This window comes from Crystallibacter permensis (assembly GCF_025960875.1).
In the GTDB taxonomy this organism is placed as follows: Bacteria; Actinomycetota; Actinomycetes; order Actinomycetales; family Micrococcaceae; genus Crystallibacter; species Crystallibacter permensis.
Genome location: NZ_JAODLR010000011.1, coordinates 17333 through 32908, shown reverse-complemented (window position 1 = coordinate 32908; position 15576 = coordinate 17333). Strand labels below are relative to the sequence as shown.

Annotated in this window: 17 protein-coding genes; 13 read left to right on the top strand and 4 right to left on the bottom strand. The window is 63.1% G+C overall.

Annotation, left to right across the window (positions count from 1 at the left end; translation table 11 throughout):
- Nucleotides 1-55: 55 nt before the first annotated feature.
- From hisB to B0G38_RS13500, 5 genes are read left to right on the top strand one after another with little or no spacing between them, the layout of a single operon-like run.
- Nucleotides 56-673, top strand: a complete 618-nt coding sequence (gene hisB / locus B0G38_RS13520; protein WP_169996336.1) for an imidazoleglycerol-phosphate dehydratase HisB — start codon at nt 56-58, stop codon at nt 671-673.
- Nucleotides 670-1311: an imidazole glycerol phosphate synthase subunit HisH gene (gene hisH, locus B0G38_RS13515; protein ID WP_169996334.1), complete on the top strand. Its 642-nt coding sequence runs from the start codon at nt 670-672 to the stop codon at nt 1309-1311. The genes hisB and hisH overlap by 4 nt, the downstream gene beginning before the upstream one ends.
- Nucleotides 1312-1322: 11 nt before the next feature.
- Entirely contained in the window at nt 1323-1475 is a 153-nt protein-coding gene (locus B0G38_RS13510; RefSeq protein ID WP_264669982.1) for a hypothetical protein, read from the top strand.
- A 35-nt stretch (nt 1476-1510) separates the two neighbouring features.
- Nucleotides 1511-2254 (top strand): bifunctional 1-(5-phosphoribosyl)-5-((5-phosphoribosylamino)methylideneamino)imidazole-4-carboxamide isomerase/phosphoribosylanthranilate isomerase PriA, encoded by a 744-nt coding sequence (gene priA, locus B0G38_RS13505; protein WP_169996332.1) that lies wholly within the window; start codon nt 1511-1513, stop codon nt 2252-2254.
- 5 nt (nt 2255-2259) lie between these two features.
- Nucleotides 2260-3108, top strand: coding sequence for an SseB family protein (locus tag B0G38_RS13500; protein WP_264669891.1), 849 nt, complete (start codon nt 2260-2262; stop codon nt 3106-3108).
- Nucleotides 3109-3167: 59 nt separating this feature from the next.
- Here the strand turns inward: B0G38_RS13500 and B0G38_RS13495 are convergent, their stop codons facing one another.
- Nucleotides 3168-3599 (bottom strand): DUF1844 domain-containing protein, encoded by a 432-nt coding sequence (locus tag B0G38_RS13495; protein ID WP_264669890.1) that lies wholly within the window; start codon nt 3597-3599, stop codon nt 3168-3170.
- Between the two features lie 362 nt (nt 3600-3961).
- Here B0G38_RS13495 and infC point away from each other — a divergent pair, with 362 nt between their 5' ends.
- The 5 genes from infC to B0G38_RS13470 all read left to right on the top strand — a co-directional run bounded on the left by infC (nt 3962) and on the right by B0G38_RS13470 (nt 8118).
- The gene (gene infC, locus B0G38_RS13490) at nt 3962-4996 is read left to right on the top strand and encodes a translation initiation factor IF-3 (protein WP_413542067.1); all 1035 of its coding nucleotides are present in this window, start codon (nt 3962-3964) and stop codon (nt 4994-4996) included.
- Nucleotides 4997-5138: 142 nt separating this feature from the next.
- Nucleotides 5139-5333, top strand: a complete 195-nt coding sequence (rpmI, locus tag B0G38_RS13485) for a 50S ribosomal protein L35 (protein ID WP_169996328.1) — start codon at nt 5139-5141, stop codon at nt 5331-5333.
- A 116-nt stretch (nt 5334-5449) separates the two neighbouring features.
- On the top strand, nt 5450-6154 hold the full coding sequence (gene rplT / locus B0G38_RS13480) for a 50S ribosomal protein L20, sunset domain variant (RefSeq protein ID WP_264669888.1): 705 nt from the start codon (nt 5450-5452) through the stop codon (nt 6152-6154).
- A 45-nt stretch (nt 6155-6199) separates the two neighbouring features.
- Nucleotides 6200-7165, top strand: a complete 966-nt coding sequence (locus B0G38_RS13475; protein ID WP_264669887.1) for a TrmH family RNA methyltransferase — start codon at nt 6200-6202, stop codon at nt 7163-7165.
- A gap of 2 nt (nt 7166-7167) precedes the next feature.
- A complete protein-coding gene (locus B0G38_RS13470) occupies nt 7168-8118 on the top strand; it encodes a cation diffusion facilitator family transporter (RefSeq protein ID WP_264669886.1) in 951 nt (316 codons plus the stop codon).
- Here B0G38_RS13470 and B0G38_RS13465 read toward each other — a convergent pair.
- Nucleotides 8052-9311, bottom strand: a complete 1260-nt coding sequence (locus B0G38_RS13465; protein WP_264669885.1) for an MFS transporter — start codon at nt 9309-9311, stop codon at nt 8052-8054. The two genes, B0G38_RS13470 and B0G38_RS13465, sit on opposite strands and share 67 nt — an antisense overlap.
- Before the next feature lie 174 nt (nt 9312-9485).
- Between B0G38_RS13465 and B0G38_RS13460 the strand changes: the two genes are divergently transcribed.
- A complete protein-coding gene (locus B0G38_RS13460) occupies nt 9486-9932 on the top strand; it encodes a (deoxy)nucleoside triphosphate pyrophosphohydrolase (protein WP_264669884.1) in 447 nt (148 codons plus the stop codon).
- A 199-nt stretch (nt 9933-10131) separates the two neighbouring features.
- Here B0G38_RS13460 and B0G38_RS13455 read toward each other — a convergent pair whose 3' ends face one another.
- A complete protein-coding gene (locus tag B0G38_RS13455; protein ID WP_264669883.1) occupies nt 10132-11193 on the bottom strand; it encodes an Rv2578c family radical SAM protein in 1062 nt (353 codons plus the stop codon).
- A 54-nt stretch (nt 11194-11247) separates the two neighbouring features.
- Nucleotides 11248-11676: a hypothetical protein gene (locus B0G38_RS13450; RefSeq protein WP_264669882.1), complete on the bottom strand. Its 429-nt coding sequence runs from the start codon at nt 11674-11676 to the stop codon at nt 11248-11250.
- Between the two features lie 232 nt (nt 11677-11908).
- Here B0G38_RS13450 and pheS point away from each other — a divergent pair, with 232 nt between their 5' ends.
- Complete coding sequence (gene pheS, locus B0G38_RS13445; protein ID WP_264669881.1) at nt 11909-12988, top strand: phenylalanine--tRNA ligase subunit alpha; 1080 nt, start codon at nt 11909-11911, stop codon at nt 12986-12988.
- Nucleotides 12989-12991: 3 nt separating this feature from the next.
- Nucleotides 12992-15535, top strand: coding sequence for a phenylalanine--tRNA ligase subunit beta (gene pheT / locus B0G38_RS13440; RefSeq protein ID WP_264669880.1), 2544 nt, complete (start codon nt 12992-12994; stop codon nt 15533-15535).
- Nucleotides 15536-15576 lie beyond the last annotated feature (41 nt).

Here is a 15576-nt window from a genome sequence, read left to right as displayed (position 1 = left end):
ATAAGAGGCGCACGTCTTCGTGGACAGCCGAATCGATTTTCTTCAAAGGACTCCAATGACCGTGGATATTGCCACCGGACGCACCGCGCGCCTTGAACGCACTACAAGTGAATCCTCCGTCCTGGTGGAACTGAACCTCGATGGCACAGGCCAATCCGATATCAGCACGACCGTGCCGTTCTATGACCATATGCTCACGGCGCTGGCGAAGCACTCGCTGATAGATCTGACGGTGAAGGCCTCCGGGGATACCCATATCGACGTCCACCACACCGTTGAAGACGTCGCAATCACCCTTGGGGAGGTTCTAAAAAGCGCTCTCGGCAACAAGGCCGGGATCAGGCGGTTCGGTGAGGCCACGGTTCCGCTGGACGAGGCTATTGCCAACGCTGTTGTAGACATTTCCGGGCGCCCTTACCTGGTGCACGACGGGGAACCCGCGGGCCAGGAGTACCACTTGATTGGCGGTCACTTCACGGGTTCGCTGACGCGCCACGTCTTCGAGGCCGTCACACTGCATGCACAGATTTGCCTGCACATGCGGGTCTTGGGCGGCAGGGACCCGCACCACATTGTTGAGGCCCAGTTCAAGGCCTTTGCGCGGGCCTTGCGGGCTGCTATCGAACCGGATCCGCGGGTGGAAGGCATTCCCTCCACGAAGGGGGCCTTGTGACATCAGCCCCAAAAATCACCGTCCTCGACTATGGATCCGGCAACGTCCGGTCCGCGGTGCGTGCGCTTGAGCATGTTGGTGCGGAAGTAACGCTTAGTCATGCCTCAGAGGACGTTCTCAATGCGGATGGCCTGCTGGTTCCCGGGGTCGGTGCTTTCGCCGCTGTTATGGAGCAGCTGAAGAAGGTGGATGCGTTGCGCTGGATTGGGCGCCGCGTTGCCGGGGGTCGGCCGGTTCTTGGCATCTGCGTCGGTCTTCAAGTGTTGTTCGATGAGGGTGTTGAACATGGTGTCAGTACCCCGGGTATGGGGGAGTGGCCCGGAACGGTGGAGCGTCTTGCTGCCGATGTTGTACCGCATATGGGATGGAACACTGTTGACCCCCCGGAAGGCAGCCGCCTGTTTGCCGGCATCGAGGACGAGCGCTTCTATTTCGTACACTCATACGGAGTGCAGCGTTGGGATTTCGATGTGTCCCAGCCGGCTATGACCCCGCCGCAGGTGACCTGGTCCGAACACGGAGGAAGGTTCATCTCCGCTGTCGAAAACGGCCCTCTTTGCGCCACGCAGTTCCACCCGGAAAAGTCAGGCGACGCGGGAGCTGAACTGCTGCGCAACTGGCTCCGGACGCTGGGCTAGATATGTGGAGCATGGTGCTCATGGGTGTCGCCGGACTGCTTGTCGGTGGTGCCATATCCTTCCGCAGCCAGAAGGCCCCGAAGGCTATTGTCATTAGCTTCTATGTGCTAGCCGGAATGTCGCTGCTGGCCGCTTACCTGCTCACACTCGGCCCGTCCGAGTAGAACTTTCCAACCAACCGAGAAAGCAGACATACCGAATGACTACAGACAACGCCCCGATTCTGGAACTGCTGCCCGCAGTGGACGTTGCCGACGGCCAGGCCGTCCGCCTCGTTCAAGGCGAGGCCGGCAGCGAAACCAGCTACGGCGATCCATTGGATGCTGCGATGGCTTGGCAGAACGACGGCGCAGAGTGGGTCCACCTGGTAGATCTGGACGCCGCCTTCGGCCGCGGTTCGAACTCCGAATTGCTCCAGCGGGTGGTCAAGGAACTCTCCATCAAGGTTGAACTTTCGGGAGGCATCCGGGATGACGCCTCCCTGGAGCAGGCACTGGAGCTCGGGGCGGCCCGGGTAAATCTCGGCACCGCTGCGCTGGAGAATCCTGAATGGACAGCCCGGGTTATCGATCGATTCGGCGACGCCATTGCCGTTGGGCTTGACGTACGCGGCACGACTTTGGCAGCGCGCGGATGGACCAAGGAGGGCGGCGATCTGTGGGAGGTGCTGGCTCGTCTCGAGGATGCCGGCTGCGCCCGCTATGTTGTCACCGACGTGACCAAAGACGGTACCCTCAAGGGCCCGAACATCGAACTGCTGCAGGAAGTAGCTGCGCGTACGGAAAAGCCGGTGGTCGCCTCCGGCGGAATTTCAAGTCTCGATGATCTTGTTGCCCTGCGCGCCCTGGTGCCGCACGGTGTGGAAGGCGCGATTGTGGGTAAGGCACTCTACGCTGGCGCCTTTACTTTGCCGCAGGCCCTGGATACCGCCGGCCGCCGCTGACCGAAGTGGAAAAGCGAGAGCTTCCCGGGCACATAGCGGCGGCGCTGGCAGGCGCCGGCGGAAGCACTGATTCCGCCGGACAGTCCTGGGAAGGCCGGGACCTGAGTGGCGCGGGTAATCCGCTGCATAATTTCGACCAGGACGACGGCACCGCCGACGCTGCTTACACCAAGGCGTTATCCGCGCTCATCGCCGGAACCGGTGGCGAAACCGATGTTGTCCGCGCCTTGGCGACGGCGCGTGTCTTTGTGCCGATTGTGGCGCAGTTGGCAGAGGAAGAAGCCGGTGCCCACGGACTGTCTGCCGACAAACAGGCGGACATGGCACTCGTAACGGTGCAGGCTCCAGATGGTCGGCGGGCATTGCCCGTGTTTACTTCCATCGCCGCGCTGGAAGCCTGGCACACGGCGGCGCGGCCCGTGGCCGTCTACGCCGCACGTGCCGCACTGTCCGCGGTCGCTGAGAAGGCGGAACTGCTTGTTGTCGATCCTGGTGCTGAACTGACTTTCGTTGTTCGCCGGCCGGGCATGTGGGCTCTGGCGAAACAGCAGGAATGGGTGCCGTCCTACGAAGACGAATGGTTGACCGGGATCGTTTCACAGGCAGTCGCGGTCGAGGCCGATATCAGCGGGGTCGGTTTGGCACCTGGAGGAGGAATCGGGGCAAAAACTGCAAGCGGCAAGATTGTTGCCGGTGGCGGCGCCGGTCCTGAGCTGCGCCTCGTGCTTAAAGTCCGTGAGGGGCTTGGGCGGACTGAACTGCAGGCCTTGGCCGCACGTTTGCAGCGGAGGCTGGGGGGAGACGCGGACTTTATGGAGCGGGTGGACTCACTCGAGATCCGATTCACCCGATAATAAAAGTTCGACGCCGGAGCGAGACTCCGGCGTCGAACTTGGTGTGGGCAGGACAGAGTTTAGCTGACCGGGCCGGTGTACTTTTCGCCTGGGCCCTTGCCCGGTTCGTCCTGGATGGTCGATGCTTCGCGGAAGGCCAGCTGCAGGGAACGCAGCCCATCACGCAACGGGCCGGCATGCTGGCTGCCAATTTCCGGTGCGGCCGCGGTCACGAAGCCGGCCAAGGCCGTAATCAGTTTCCGTGCCTCGTCCAGGTCTTTGAGCTCTTCGGCATCGTCGCCGGCGGCCAAGCCGCATTTGACGGCTGCAGCACTCATAAGGTGGACAGCGGCGGTGGTGATGACCTCTACCGCCGGAACTTCGGCAATATCGCGCATCTGGGTCAGGACTTCCTGCTCCTGAGTGCTGGCGCCGGGGGCAGAATCCGCGGCGGATCCAAAACTGTGGCGGTGCTCTGTTGCGGGGGCAGGATTATTATCTGGCGTGCTCATACTGGTAAGCTTGTCACAGACCGATTGATTCAAGTTATTTTGGTGCCCAAAAGCACACGGCATTACAGGCCGTCGGAAGCAACGCGAATCAATATGCAAGCGGAGTCCTCTCCCACCTGTCGGCATGGATATTCCAGAGCTGCCGGGTTCCTGGTCGGCATGTTCAGTTCGCAGTCCTTTCGGACAGCGAGGATGAACAGGAAGCGCCCGTCATGCGGTGTCGTTTCGCAGCCGGCGTTTGAGGCCTTCGATTGCGCGTGCAATGGGAGGCCTTCTTTTATTGCAGGCGGTACTCGTTACCAGAACAACAGGAGCAACACATTAGCGAGCCACGAATCAATGATCGGATCCGCGTCCCTGAGGTGCGGTTGGTAGGACCGGCTGGTGAACAAGTCGGTATTGTCCGTATTGAGGACGCCCTGCGTCTGGCCTCCGAGTCGGATCTGGATCTTGTTGAGGTCGCACCGCAGGCCAAGCCTCCGGTGTGCAAGCTCATGGATTTTGGCAAGTATAAGTACGAAGCTGCAGTCAAGGCCCGTGAAGCGCGCAAGAACCAGACGAATACGGTACTCAAGGAGATCCGTTTCCGACTGAAGATTGACAAGCACGACTACGAGACCAAGTGTGGTCATGCTCTGCGTTTCCTTGGAGCCGGGGACAAGGTCAAGGCCATGATCCAGTTCCGTGGCCGTGAGCAGCAGCGTCCGGAGATGGGCATTCGCCTCCTTCAGAAGTTCGCTGATGATGTTGCCGAAGTCGGCGTGATCGAATCCAGCCCACGCATTGACGGCCGCAACATGGTAATGGTTATCGGCCCGCTTAAGAACAAGGCTGAGGCCAAGGCAGAAGCGCGTCGGGCGGCCCAGAAAGCCGAAGCGAAGGCAGCCAACGAAGCCAAGAAGGAGCGCGTAGACGTTTCCTCGGACCAGGCTCCGATGACCCAGAGCTTGGGCGACCTGTTGCCCGAAGAGCTGACCAAGGCCGCCGCGGAGCCGGCTGCTTCGGAGTCGCCGGCAGAAGCTGCACCTGTTCAGGAAGCGCCCAAGGAAGAGGCCCAGGCTCCAGAGGCTGAGGCTCCGGCACCGAAGGCTGTGCCGGCTGAGGCTGAGGCTGAGGCTGAGGCTCCGGCACCGAAGGCTGTGCCGGCTGAGGCTCCGGCACCGAAGGCTGCTCCGGCTGAGGCGGAAGCTCCGGCACCGAAGGCTGCTCCGGCTGAGGCTGAGGCCCCGGCACCGAAGGCTGCTCCGGCTGAGGCGGAAGCTCCGGCACCGAAGCCAGCAGCCAAGGCTCCGGCTCCGATGCCGAAGCCTATGGCCAAGCCGAAACCAGCCGCGGCCAAGGCACCGGCCAAACCCGCAGCACCCAAACCTTCCGGCCGGAGCAGCTCCAAGAGCTGAGCCACGCCGGGTTTCATCTGGTGCCGGTTGCTGTAATTGCATCCGGTGTCCGGCAGACATGTACACCGCCGGTGCCCGAATTTGGGTACCGCATGAACCGATGGCCGTATGGCCGGAGGAAGACGTAAGGAGAACGGCAGCTATGCCGAAGCAGAAGACCCACAGCGGCGCCAAGAAGCGCTTCAAGCTCACCGGTACGGGCAAGCTCAAGCGGCAGCAGGCTAACCGCCGTCACTACCTGGAGCACAAGGCTTCCACTCTCAAGCGCCGTCTGGCCAGCGACAAGATCGTGGCTCCGGCTGATGTAAGGAACATCAAGAAGATGCTGGGCATCTAGCTCAAATTTCTGGTTCCTGGTGCGGTCATCCGGTCCACCAAATCTTTTCAACTAGCCCCCAAGCCTGAAGAACATCAACTTAGGTTTCTGGGTATCAACACATAAGGAGTACGCACGTGGCACGTGTGAAGCGGGCGGTTAATGCCCATAAGAAGCGTCGGGTAATCCTGGAACGCGCAAAGGGATACCGCGGACAGCGGTCCCGTCTCTACCGCAAGGCGAAGGAACAGCTGCTGCACTCGTTTGTGTACAGCTACGGCGACCGTCGCAAGCGCAAGGGTGACTTCCGGCGTCTCTGGATCCAGCGCATCAACGCTGCATCCCGCGCCAACGGCCTGACCTACAACCGCCTTATCCAGGGCCTGAAGGCCGCCGAGGTTCAGGTTGACCGGCGCATGCTTGCCGAGCTGGCTGTTTCGGATGCCAATGCATTCGCTGCCCTGGTTCAGATTGCCAAGGACTCCCTCCCCGCTGACACCTCCGCTCCCGCAGCTGTTGAGGCAAAGCCGGCCGTAAAGAAGGCCGAAGCTGCCAAGGCCGCGAAGAAGGCCCAGACGGCCCCGGCAAAGGCCGAAAAGAGCGAAGCTGCTGCCGCTGAGAACACCGAAGCTCCCGCCGGTGCGGTTCTTGTTGTTGATGGTCAGCCCGCCCCCGAGGGTTTCACCATCAAGGGCAACGCTGAGTCCAACAAGTACCACGTTCCGGGCTCCACCTGGTACGAGCAGACTGCTGCTCAGTACTGGTTTGACTCTGTCGCGTCCGCCAAGGCTGCCGGCTACGAGCCTGCAGGTGGCGAGGCACGTCAGAAGATCGCCGAGTAAGACTGCCGTTTCAAGCAGCATCTGTGGTGACGCTATAGTCGCTTTATGAGCACTACTGGGCGCCCGCAAGCCGTTATGTCGAACCCCCGAGCAGATCGGGTTAAAGACGTAGCTAAGCTTGCCGGGCGCTCAGTGCGTTTAAAACGCAGGCAGTTCCTGGCCGAGGGTCCGCAGGCCGTCCGCGAAGCATTGGCTGCGCACCGTGCCGATGCCACGCCCGGTGGAAGCGGCATCGTAGTTGAAGTATTTGCCACCGAACCGTGTCTCGAACGGCTGCCCGAATTGGCCGATCTGGCTGCCGGGGTCCCACTGAGGTACGCCACGGAGGAAGTTTTGGCTGCCATGGCCGATACAGTCAGCCCGCAGGGCATCGTCGCCGTCTGCAACTTCCTGGACCGGCCTCTGGCTAGCGTACTGGCGGCGACCCCGAAGCTACTGGCGGTCATGTGCCGGGTCCAGGATCCTGGGAACGCAGGGACGGTTCTTCGGGCGGCCGATTCCGCCGGCGCGGACGCGGTGATTCTCACGGAGGGGAGCGTGGACATCTACAACCCGAAAGCTGTCCGCTCGACCGCCGGTTCGCTCTTCCACCTGCCCATCGTCACGGGTCAGGATTTCATCTCGCTCACCGACGAGCTCCGCAGGCATGGGGTTGCTCTGCTGGCTGCCGATGGATATGGAAACGTCGATCTCGACCGCTTGCAGGACCAAAGCGCCGGCCGCCGGCTTAAGTGCGGAGGAGATTCCGACGGCGTGGCCGCAGAACTGAAGATACCGCATCTGGAGAAAGCCACTGCATGGTTCTTTGGCAATGAGGCAAAGGGGCTATCAGCCGTAGAGCTGGACGTGGCGCAATGGCGAGTCGCCGTACCGATTTACGGGGAAGCCGAGAGTCTCAATGTTGGAACCGCAGCGACAGTTTGTTTGTATGCCTCGGCCCGAGCACAACGGGATGGGTATAGCTTTGAGGAGACCGAGAGTCTAGAAACCCAGCGTCTAGAAACGGAGTAGCCATGGCTGCCGGCGGAGGTACTAAGGCGATTATTGCCGCCTTGACGGCGAATCTGACAATCGCGGTTCTGAAGTTCGTCGCCTATATTCTGACTGCGTCATCCTCGATGCTGGCCGAGGCGATTCACTCCGTGGCCGACTCGGGGAACCAGATACTGCTCCTGGTCGGCGGTAAACGTGCCGCCCGGCAGGCCAGCCCGCAGCATCCGTTCGGATACGGCCGAGACCGTTACATTTACGCTTTCATTGTCTCGATAGTGCTCTTCAGCGTCGGCGGACTGTTCGCGCTCTACGAGGCCTTCCACAAGTGGCAAGACCCGCATCCTATTGAAGGCTTCTGGTGGTGGGTTCCGCTCGCTGTCCTGATCGGTGCCATCATCGCGGAATCGTTTTCCCTCCGCACTGCCGTTGTCGAGTCGAACCACGTCCGCGGAAAGAAGAGCTGGGTGCAGTTCGTCCGTAACGCCAAGTCGCCGGAGCTTCCCGTAATTCTGCTGGAGGACATCGGAGCACTGCTGGGGCTGGTCTTCGCACTCTTTGGAGTCAGCCTGACGCTGCTCACCGGCAACGGCATCTGGGACGCTGTCGGCACGGCGATGATCGGCGTGCTACTAGTGGTAATCGCTGTTGTTTTGGCGATCGAAACGAAGTCGCTGCTTCTGGGGGAATCGGCGACCAAGGAACACATCAGGCTGATCGAAGAGGCAATCGGCGCCGACAACGAGACCAGAATCATTCATCTGAAAACGATGCACCTGGGTCCCGAGGAACTGTTGGTTGCTGCGAAGGTCACTATTGCCCACAGCGAATCAGGCCGCAAGATCGCGGAACAGATCGATGCAACCGAGCAGCGGATCCGGGAGGCTGTGCCGATTGCCCGGGTGATCTACTTGGAGCCGGATATTTTCCGGTCAGACAGGGCATCAGCGTCGTCGGAAGCAACAGGAGCCTGACCGCGGCGATCAAGGAGGCCGGAAATAGCGGCAACTGCCAGTCCGAGGAACGCCAGCCCGGCACCGACGAGGGCAGGGGCTTTGAAGCCCCATCCTGCGGCGATGACGCCTCCGCCGAGGAAGGCACCCAGCGCGTTCGCCATGTTAAGGGCCGAATGGTTCAGCGAGGCGGCGAGTGTCTGTGCATCCGGTGAGGCATCCATCAGGCGGGTCTGCAGTCCCGGGATCAGGCTGGCGCCTGCGGCGCCAAGCAGGAATACCAGCGGGATCGCCAGCCACGGGATACCCGCAGCGGCCCAGAACAGCACCAACACGATAATGATTGCCGTCATGACTATGTAGATGCTGCCCATAACCGAGCGGTCGGCAAGCCGGCCGCCGATAAGGTTTCCCGCGACCATGCCGAGGCCGTACAGTCCCACGATGAGCGGCAGTGCCGATTCAGGTACGCCAGTGACATCGGTCATGGTTGGGCTGATATACGAATACACCGCGAAAAAACCGCCGAAGCCGACAATGCCAATCAGTAAAGCCAGCCATACCTGGATGCGTTTGAGTGCGCTGAGCTCCTTGCGGATGCTCGCTTCCGCATGGGTGGGAGTGAACGGTACGAAACGCTGGAGGAGGACCAGAGTAATTGCGCCCATGATGCCCACGGCCACGAACATCAGCCGCCAGCCGTATTGCTGGCCCAGCCAAGTCACCAGCGGAACGCCGACGACGTTTGCCACCGAAAGCCCCAGCATGACGGCGGCCACGGCCCGGGCGCGCTTGGCCGGGGCAACAAGGGAGGCTGCGATTACGGCAGCGACGCCGAAGTAGGCGCCGTGGGGGAGACCGGAAAGGAAGCGGGTCAGGAGCATGGTGGTGTAATCCGCCGCCACCACCGACGAGAGGTTGCCGATGGTGAACAACCCCATGAGCCCAAGAACCATGTATTTGTGCGGAACTCTGGCGCCGAGCGCGGCCAGGATGGGCGCGCCCACGACCACGCCCAGGGCATAGGCGGAGATCAGTTGGCCGCTCTGGGGAATGCTGATTTGCAGACCTTCAGCCACGTCCTGGAGCAGGCCCATGATGGCGAATTCCGTTGTTCCGATACCAAATCCGCCTGCGGCCAAGGCAATGATCGCCCAAACAACATGGGTGCTGTCACCGGGTTGTTTGACGGGTTGAACGGATTTGGAAGTCATGAATGCAGAAGCTCTCGGTCGAAGTCAGGCAGCCAGCAGTCGGAGGTATAGGCGCAGGGCTTCTGCCGGCAGATGGTGGGAGTGCAACGCGCCGACGTCGTTGTCCATTTCCACTCTAACTGAGGCGGCGGGCCGTCTCAGGGGAGTCGCCGTACAGTCGGTAGACTCGGTTCCGTGGAACAGCCTCTAAAACAGATCGTCGGAGCCGCCATCCTGGACTCTCTTTCGGAGCCCTCCGAGCTCCTGGTCGCCCGGAGAACGGCACCGGAATCCTTGGCCGGCCTGTGGGAGTTTCCGGGAGGCAAGGTGGAGCCGGGAGAGGGCTGCGAAGACGCGCTTCTGCGTGAAATCCGCGAAGAGTTAGGTGTCGACGTCGAGCTCGGCACGGAGATCCCTGGTCCGATGCAACAGGGCTGGCAGCTCAACGGTGCCGCCGCGATGCGGGTCTGGACGGCACGGATTCTCGACGGCGACCCTCGGCCGCTCGAAGACCACGACGAGCTGTGTTGGGTGCCCTTGCGGCACGTGGAGCTCATGGCTTTACCCTGGATTCCAGCCGATTTCCCGATCATCATGGCCGTGCTGGAGACGGTGGAACAGGCAGACACCGCCCGATCCTGAACGAACGGGTACGGTGAACTCAACCAAGGAGCCGGGGAAACAGGGGAGCCAGTGGATAGGCATTTTCCTCCTATCGACCTCCCGGACCGTCCTGGCGATCGACAGCGCGGTGCTGACCGTCGTGTACGGACTGTTCCTTGCCGCCGCGCTGGTGTCCGTGATCACAGCTTGGTTCAGGCTACCCGCCGCTGCCCGACGGTCAGAAAAGCGCGGGCTGCAGAGTCGGCGAAGCCCCCGGTGCTGTCTGTCCAGCGGCCGGAGCCGGCCCCTCGGCTGCCTGAGCAGCCGTGCGGACCCGCAGATGGGCGGCGCTGCCGGATAGCGCGTACCGGGATTTAAGCGTAGTTACCCGTCCTGCCAACCACTGGCGGTAGTCCTTGGACGCGTAGGTACCGCCGTTGTAAAGTCCGTGGTACCTGCCCACGAGTTGCGGGTATTCCCTGCCGAGCCACTGCAGATACCACTCCCGGGCACCGGGGCGCAGATGCAGGGCGCCCACTGTGACGCCGGATGCCCCGGCGGCAGCCAACTGGGAGAACAGGCGGTCCAAATGCTCGTCCCCGTCCGTAAGCCATGGCAGGATCGGCATGGCCATGACGTTGCAATCGAAACCTGCGTCCGCAACCGCCTTGATGAGATCCAGCCGGGCCTTGGGCGTAGGTGTTCCGGGCTCAACCTGTTGCTGAAGCCGTGTATCGGCAAAAGCAAGAGACACACCGATGCCAATGTCCACGCTGTCGGAGGCTCTGGCCAGGAGCGGCAGATCCCGCTTCAGCAAAGGGCCCTTGGTGAGGATGGAGAACGGCGTTCCGGCGTCGGCAAGAGCTTCGATAATGCCGGGCATCAGTTTATAGCGGCCCTCCGCACGCATATACGGATCCGAGTTTGTTCCCAGCGCAACTGGCTGCCGTTTCCACGATGGCCGGGCCAGCTCCCGGCGAAGCACCTCGACGATATTTGTCTTGACGATGATCTGGGTGTCAAAGTCCCGCCCGGCATCCAGGTCCAGATACTCGTGGGTCTTGCGCGCAAAGCAATAGGTGCACTGATGCAGGCAGCCGCGGGTGGGATTGATGGTCCATTCGAACGGCATGGCAGACTGCACGGGAACTTTGCTGAGCGCCGACTTGCAGACGATCTCGTGGAAGGTGACCCCCTTGAACTCGGGGGTTTGTGTAGACCGCACCAGTCCGGCCATCTTCGCAAGGCCCGGCAATGCCAGATCATCAACAGAGTCCAAAGCTTGCCCGTCCCAACGCATACCCCAATTCGAACACACGTTCGACGTGTTCGGCAAGGGCCGCCGAGATCCGGCCTAGTCCCTCGTGCGCCGGCGCCGCAGGGGCCGCTCGGAATACCCGCCTTCACGCAGGCCGGCCCACCGTTCAAAGATATTGCGCGAGGCCGGATCGCCGGTCCGCAGCAGCGACCAGAGCGCGGCAGTGCCGTACAGCGGCAGGAAGGGCAATCCAAGGCAGCAGGCATACTGGGTGCTGTGGCGTGCCTCGTGGCCCATCAGGACCGGATTGGCGGCCAGATGCGTGGCCGCCGGGCGGAGCAGGACCACGTTTCCCAGTGTGAAGGCCGCTGCTTTCGGCGTCGGCCAGGTGTAACCCTGCGCAACAAGCAGGCCCCGGGGACCATGCTGAAGGGAGCACCCCGCCGCCTTCGCGACGGCGAGCCCCACCAGGGTGGAGAGATTGATGAGGTTCAGGTAGCTGCGCAGGCGCTCACCGGCGGTCATGCCAACATCATAGGTTCTGCAGGTGCTGCGCCTCGCGACGGCGCATTTGGTCATCGGTGGCCGTCCACATCCGCGCCCTCGATGTCGGAGGTATCTGCACTGTCCACTAGACTGTTTGTGCTGAGACATGACCGAAGTGGCGGGCACCTGAAGTGCTGCACTGGCGTATTCGAGGCACCTGTTCATGAGCCGAAGACACACCTGCATACAGAATCAATAGGTAAGAACATACATGTCTGAAACCACATTGGGGACTGAGACCCCGCAGGCCGCCGCTGTGCCGCATCCGCTGGACGAGGCTGCCATTGGCGCCGCCGTCGAGCAGGCGTTGGCCGCGATTGCCGCTGCCGCCAACCTTGAAGAACTGAAGGCCGCCCGCATTGCCCACACCGGTGAGAAGTCGCCGCTGAGCCTGGCCAACCGCGAGATCGGCAAACTCGCCAAGGAAGAGAAGGCTGCAGCTGGCAAGCTTGTGGGCCCGGCGCGAGGGCGCCTGAACAAGGCGCTGGCCAGCCGCACCGAGGAGCTCGAAGCGGAGCGGGATGCGCAGATCCTCGTGGATGAGGCCGTGGACGTTACGGCTGCCCCGCGCCGTCGTCGTGCCGGTGCCAGGCACCCGCTGTCCATTCTGCAGGAACGCGTGAGCGACATCTTCGTCGGTATGGGCTGGGAGATCGCCGAAGGTCCCGAAGTGGAGTCCGAGTGGTTCAACTTTGACGCGCTGAACTTCAAGCCGGACCACCCCGCGCGGGAGATGCAGGACACCTTCTTCGTGGAGCCCCCGGAAGCCCACCTGCTGATGCGTACGCATACCTCTCCGGTCCAGGTCCGCTCCATGCTGGAGCGCGAGGTGCCGATTTACGTGCTGTGCCCGGGCAAGGTGTTCCGGACCGATGAGCTGGATGCCACCCATACACCCGTGTTCCACCAGTTCGAAGGCCTGGCCATCGACAAGGGCCTGAGCATGGCGGACCTGCGCGGGACGCTGGAGCACTTCGCCCGGCAGATGTTCGGCGCCGAAGCCAGCATCCGGCTGCGCCCGAACTTCTTCCCCTTCACCGAGCCCTCCGCGGAGCTGGACATCTGGCACCCGGGGGCCAAAGGCGGCCCGCAGTGGATCGAGTGGGGCGGCTGCGGCATGGTGCACCCGAACGTGCTGCGTGCGGCCGGTATTGATCCGGAGGTCTATTCGGGCTTCGCCTTCGGCATGGGCATCGAGCGCACGCTGATGTTCCGCAACGAGGTGGGCGACATGCACGACATGATTGAAGGCGATGTACGGTTCAGCGAACACTTCGGGATGGAGATCTAGGTAATGCGTATCCCACTTTCCTGGTTGCGCGAGTATGCCCAGGTACCGGCGGAAGCAACCGCTGAAGACGTCATGGCCGAACTGGTCAAGGTTGGTCTCGAAGAGGAGGACGTCCACCGTCCGCTCGACGAACTGAAGGGCCCGGTAGTTGTCGGGCAGGTACTCTCGGCCGAGAAGGAACCGCAGTCCAACGGCAAGACCATCAACTGGTGCCAGGTCCGCGTAGTACCGGAGGGCCAGGAGCAGACCCTGACCGGAGACGGCATCGACCCTTCCGGTGTGCAGGGCGTAGTCTGCGGCGCGCACAACTTCGAGCCGGGGGACAAGGTTGTCGTCACCCTGCCCGGCGCCGTGCTGCCCGGCGACTTCAGGATCACCCCGCGCAAGACCTACGGCCACGTTTCCGCCGGCATGATCGCTTCCGTGCGGGAGCTCGGCATCGGCGATGACCATGACGGCATCCTGGTACTCGGCACGCTGGGCCTGGATCCCGAAATCGGCGCGGACGCCCTCGAGGTGCTCAGCCTCTACGACGAGGCCGCCGAGATTAACGTGACCCCGGACCGCAGCTACTGCTTCTCCATCCGCGGTGTGGCACGCGAATTCGCCCACGCGACTGGTACCCAGTTCAAGGATCCGGCGGCCGCCGTCGTCGTCGATCCTTCCAGCGGCCCCGGCTACCCGGTCCGGCTTGAAGACCAGGCGCCCATTTACGGCAAGCCCGGCTGCGACAGGTTTGTCGCGCGCACGGTGCGGGGCGTGGATCCCACCCGGCCGACGCCGACCTGGATGGCTTCGCGCCTGCGGCTGGCCGGCATCCGTTCCATCTCGCTCGTTGTGGACATTTCCAACTACGTCATGCTCGAGCTGGGCCAGCCGCTGCACTTCTACGATCTGGACCGGCTCCAGGGCGATATTGTGGTGCGCCGTGCCAATGCGGGGGAGACGCTGCGGACGCTCGATGACAAGGTGCGCAAGCTGGATCCCGAGGACCTGCTGATCACCGACGCTTCCGGCGCCATCGGCATCGCCGGCGTGATGGGCGGTGCGGCGACCGAGGTGTCGGACAGTACGGTCAACGTGCTCATCGAGGCGGCCCACTTCGAAGAAGTCAGCATTTCCCGCTCCCGCCGCCGCCACAAGCTCCCCTCGGAGGCGTCCAAGCGCTTCGAGCGGGGCGTGGACTGGCAGGTGGCCGACGAGGCCGCGCAGCGCGCCGTGGACCTGCTGACCGAGCTGGCCGGTGGTGCCGCGGACACGTCGGTGACCGACGCCGGGCAGGAACCGGCCGCCGTCGTTATTGATCTGCCGGCAGGTTTCGCCGCCGAACGGATCGGCATCGACTTCACCGAGGAACAGATCACCGTGGCGCTCACGGACCTGGGTGCGGACGTTGAAAAGTACGACGGCGGGTACAAGGTCACGGCGCCGAGTTGGCGCCAGGACCTGGAGATCAAGGAAGACCTGGTTGAAGAGATCGCCCGACTGGTCGGCTACGACCAGATCCCGGCGACCCTGCCGGTGGCGCCTCCGGGACGCGGACTGACCCGCGTGCAGCAGCAGCGCCGGCGCGTCATGCAGGCGCTCGCGGATGCGGGTTTGACCGAGGTACTTTCGTACCCGTTTGTCACCAAGGCGGCCAACGACACCTTCGGTGCCGCGGCGGACGGCGAGGAGCGCAGTGCGCTCAAGCTGGCCAATCCGCTCAGCGATGAACACGGCTACCTGCGCACGTCAGTGCTGCCGGGGCTGCTGGAAACGGCGCGCCGCAACCATTCCCGCGGCTTCCGCGACCTGGCCCTGTACGAGGCCGGACTGGTCTTCCTGCCCAACGGCCGCCTCGGCTCGGCGGAGATCCCGCCGCTGGGCGTGCGCCCTTCCGAAGAGGTGCTGGACGAACTCTACTCGGGGATCCCCGAGCAGCCGCTGCACCTTGCTGCCGTCTTCATGGGCCATGACTCGCCCGCCGGCGCCAACCACACCCCGCGTCCCTGGGACTGGGCGGATGCCCTGGATGCTGCGCGCCTGGTCGGCGACGTGCTCGGCGTCGAACTGGTAGTGGAGCAGGGTTCGCACCAGGCCTTCCACCCGGGGCGTACGGCCAGGATCTCGCTGCGCAACGGCCAAGGCGTCGGCTACGCGGGCGAGCTGCACCCCAAGCTGCTCGCCGCGCAGGACCTGCCGGAACGCACTGCGGCGCTGGAGCTCAACGCGGACGTGCTCTTCGAGGCCGCCCCGGATGTTATCGTCGCCAAGCACCTTTCCACCTACCCGGTGGCCACGCAGGACGTTGCGCTGGTGGTGGATGCGGACACGGCCGCCGAGGCAGTGCGGGAGACCCTGCGCGAGGGCGCCGGCGAACTGCTGGAGGACATCGCGCTCTTCGACGTGTACGCCGGAACAGGCATTGAAGACGGCAAGAAGTCCCTGGCCTTCGGGTTGCGCTTCCGTGCCGATGACCGCACGCTGACGGCCGATGAGGCCTCGGAGGCCCGGGCCGCCGCGGTGGCTCTGGCCGCCGAACGGTTCGGCGCCGTCCAGCGTTAAAGAAAAAGCGAACTGAACAACGACGGCGGGGCGCGCCTTGG

What these genes read in the sequence shown, in the direction of transcription:
- hisB (WP_169996336.1), top strand. Translation starts at nt 56, where the DNA reads ATGACCGTGGATATTGCCACCGGACGCACCGCGCGCCTTGAACGCACT.
- B0G38_RS13510 (WP_264669982.1), top strand. Translation starts at nt 1,323, where the DNA reads ATGGTGCTCATGGGTGTCGCCGGACTGCTTGTCGGTGGTGCCATATCC.
- priA (WP_169996332.1), top strand. Translation starts at nt 1,511, where the DNA reads ATGACTACAGACAACGCCCCGATTCTGGAACTGCTGCCCGCAGTGGAC.
- B0G38_RS13495 (WP_264669890.1), bottom strand. Translation starts at nt 3,599, where the DNA reads ATGAGCACGCCAGATAATAATCCTGCCCCCGCAACAGAGCACCGCCAC.
- rpmI (WP_169996328.1), top strand. Translation starts at nt 5,139, where the DNA reads ATGCCGAAGCAGAAGACCCACAGCGGCGCCAAGAAGCGCTTCAAGCTC.
- B0G38_RS13475 (WP_264669887.1), top strand. Translation starts at nt 6,200, where the DNA reads ATGAGCACTACTGGGCGCCCGCAAGCCGTTATGTCGAACCCCCGAGCA.
- B0G38_RS13470 (WP_264669886.1), top strand. Translation starts at nt 7,168, where the DNA reads ATGGCTGCCGGCGGAGGTACTAAGGCGATTATTGCCGCCTTGACGGCG.
- B0G38_RS13465 (WP_264669885.1), bottom strand. Translation starts at nt 9,311, where the DNA reads ATGACTTCCAAATCCGTTCAACCCGTCAAACAACCCGGTGACAGCACC.
- B0G38_RS13455 (WP_264669883.1), bottom strand. Translation starts at nt 11,193, where the DNA reads ATGCGTTGGGACGGGCAAGCTTTGGACTCTGTTGATGATCTGGCATTG.
- B0G38_RS13450 (WP_264669882.1), bottom strand. Translation starts at nt 11,676, where the DNA reads ATGACCGCCGGTGAGCGCCTGCGCAGCTACCTGAACCTCATCAATCTC.
- pheS (WP_264669881.1), top strand. Translation starts at nt 11,909, where the DNA reads ATGTCTGAAACCACATTGGGGACTGAGACCCCGCAGGCCGCCGCTGTG.
- pheT (WP_264669880.1), top strand. Translation starts at nt 12,992, where the DNA reads ATGCGTATCCCACTTTCCTGGTTGCGCGAGTATGCCCAGGTACCGGCG.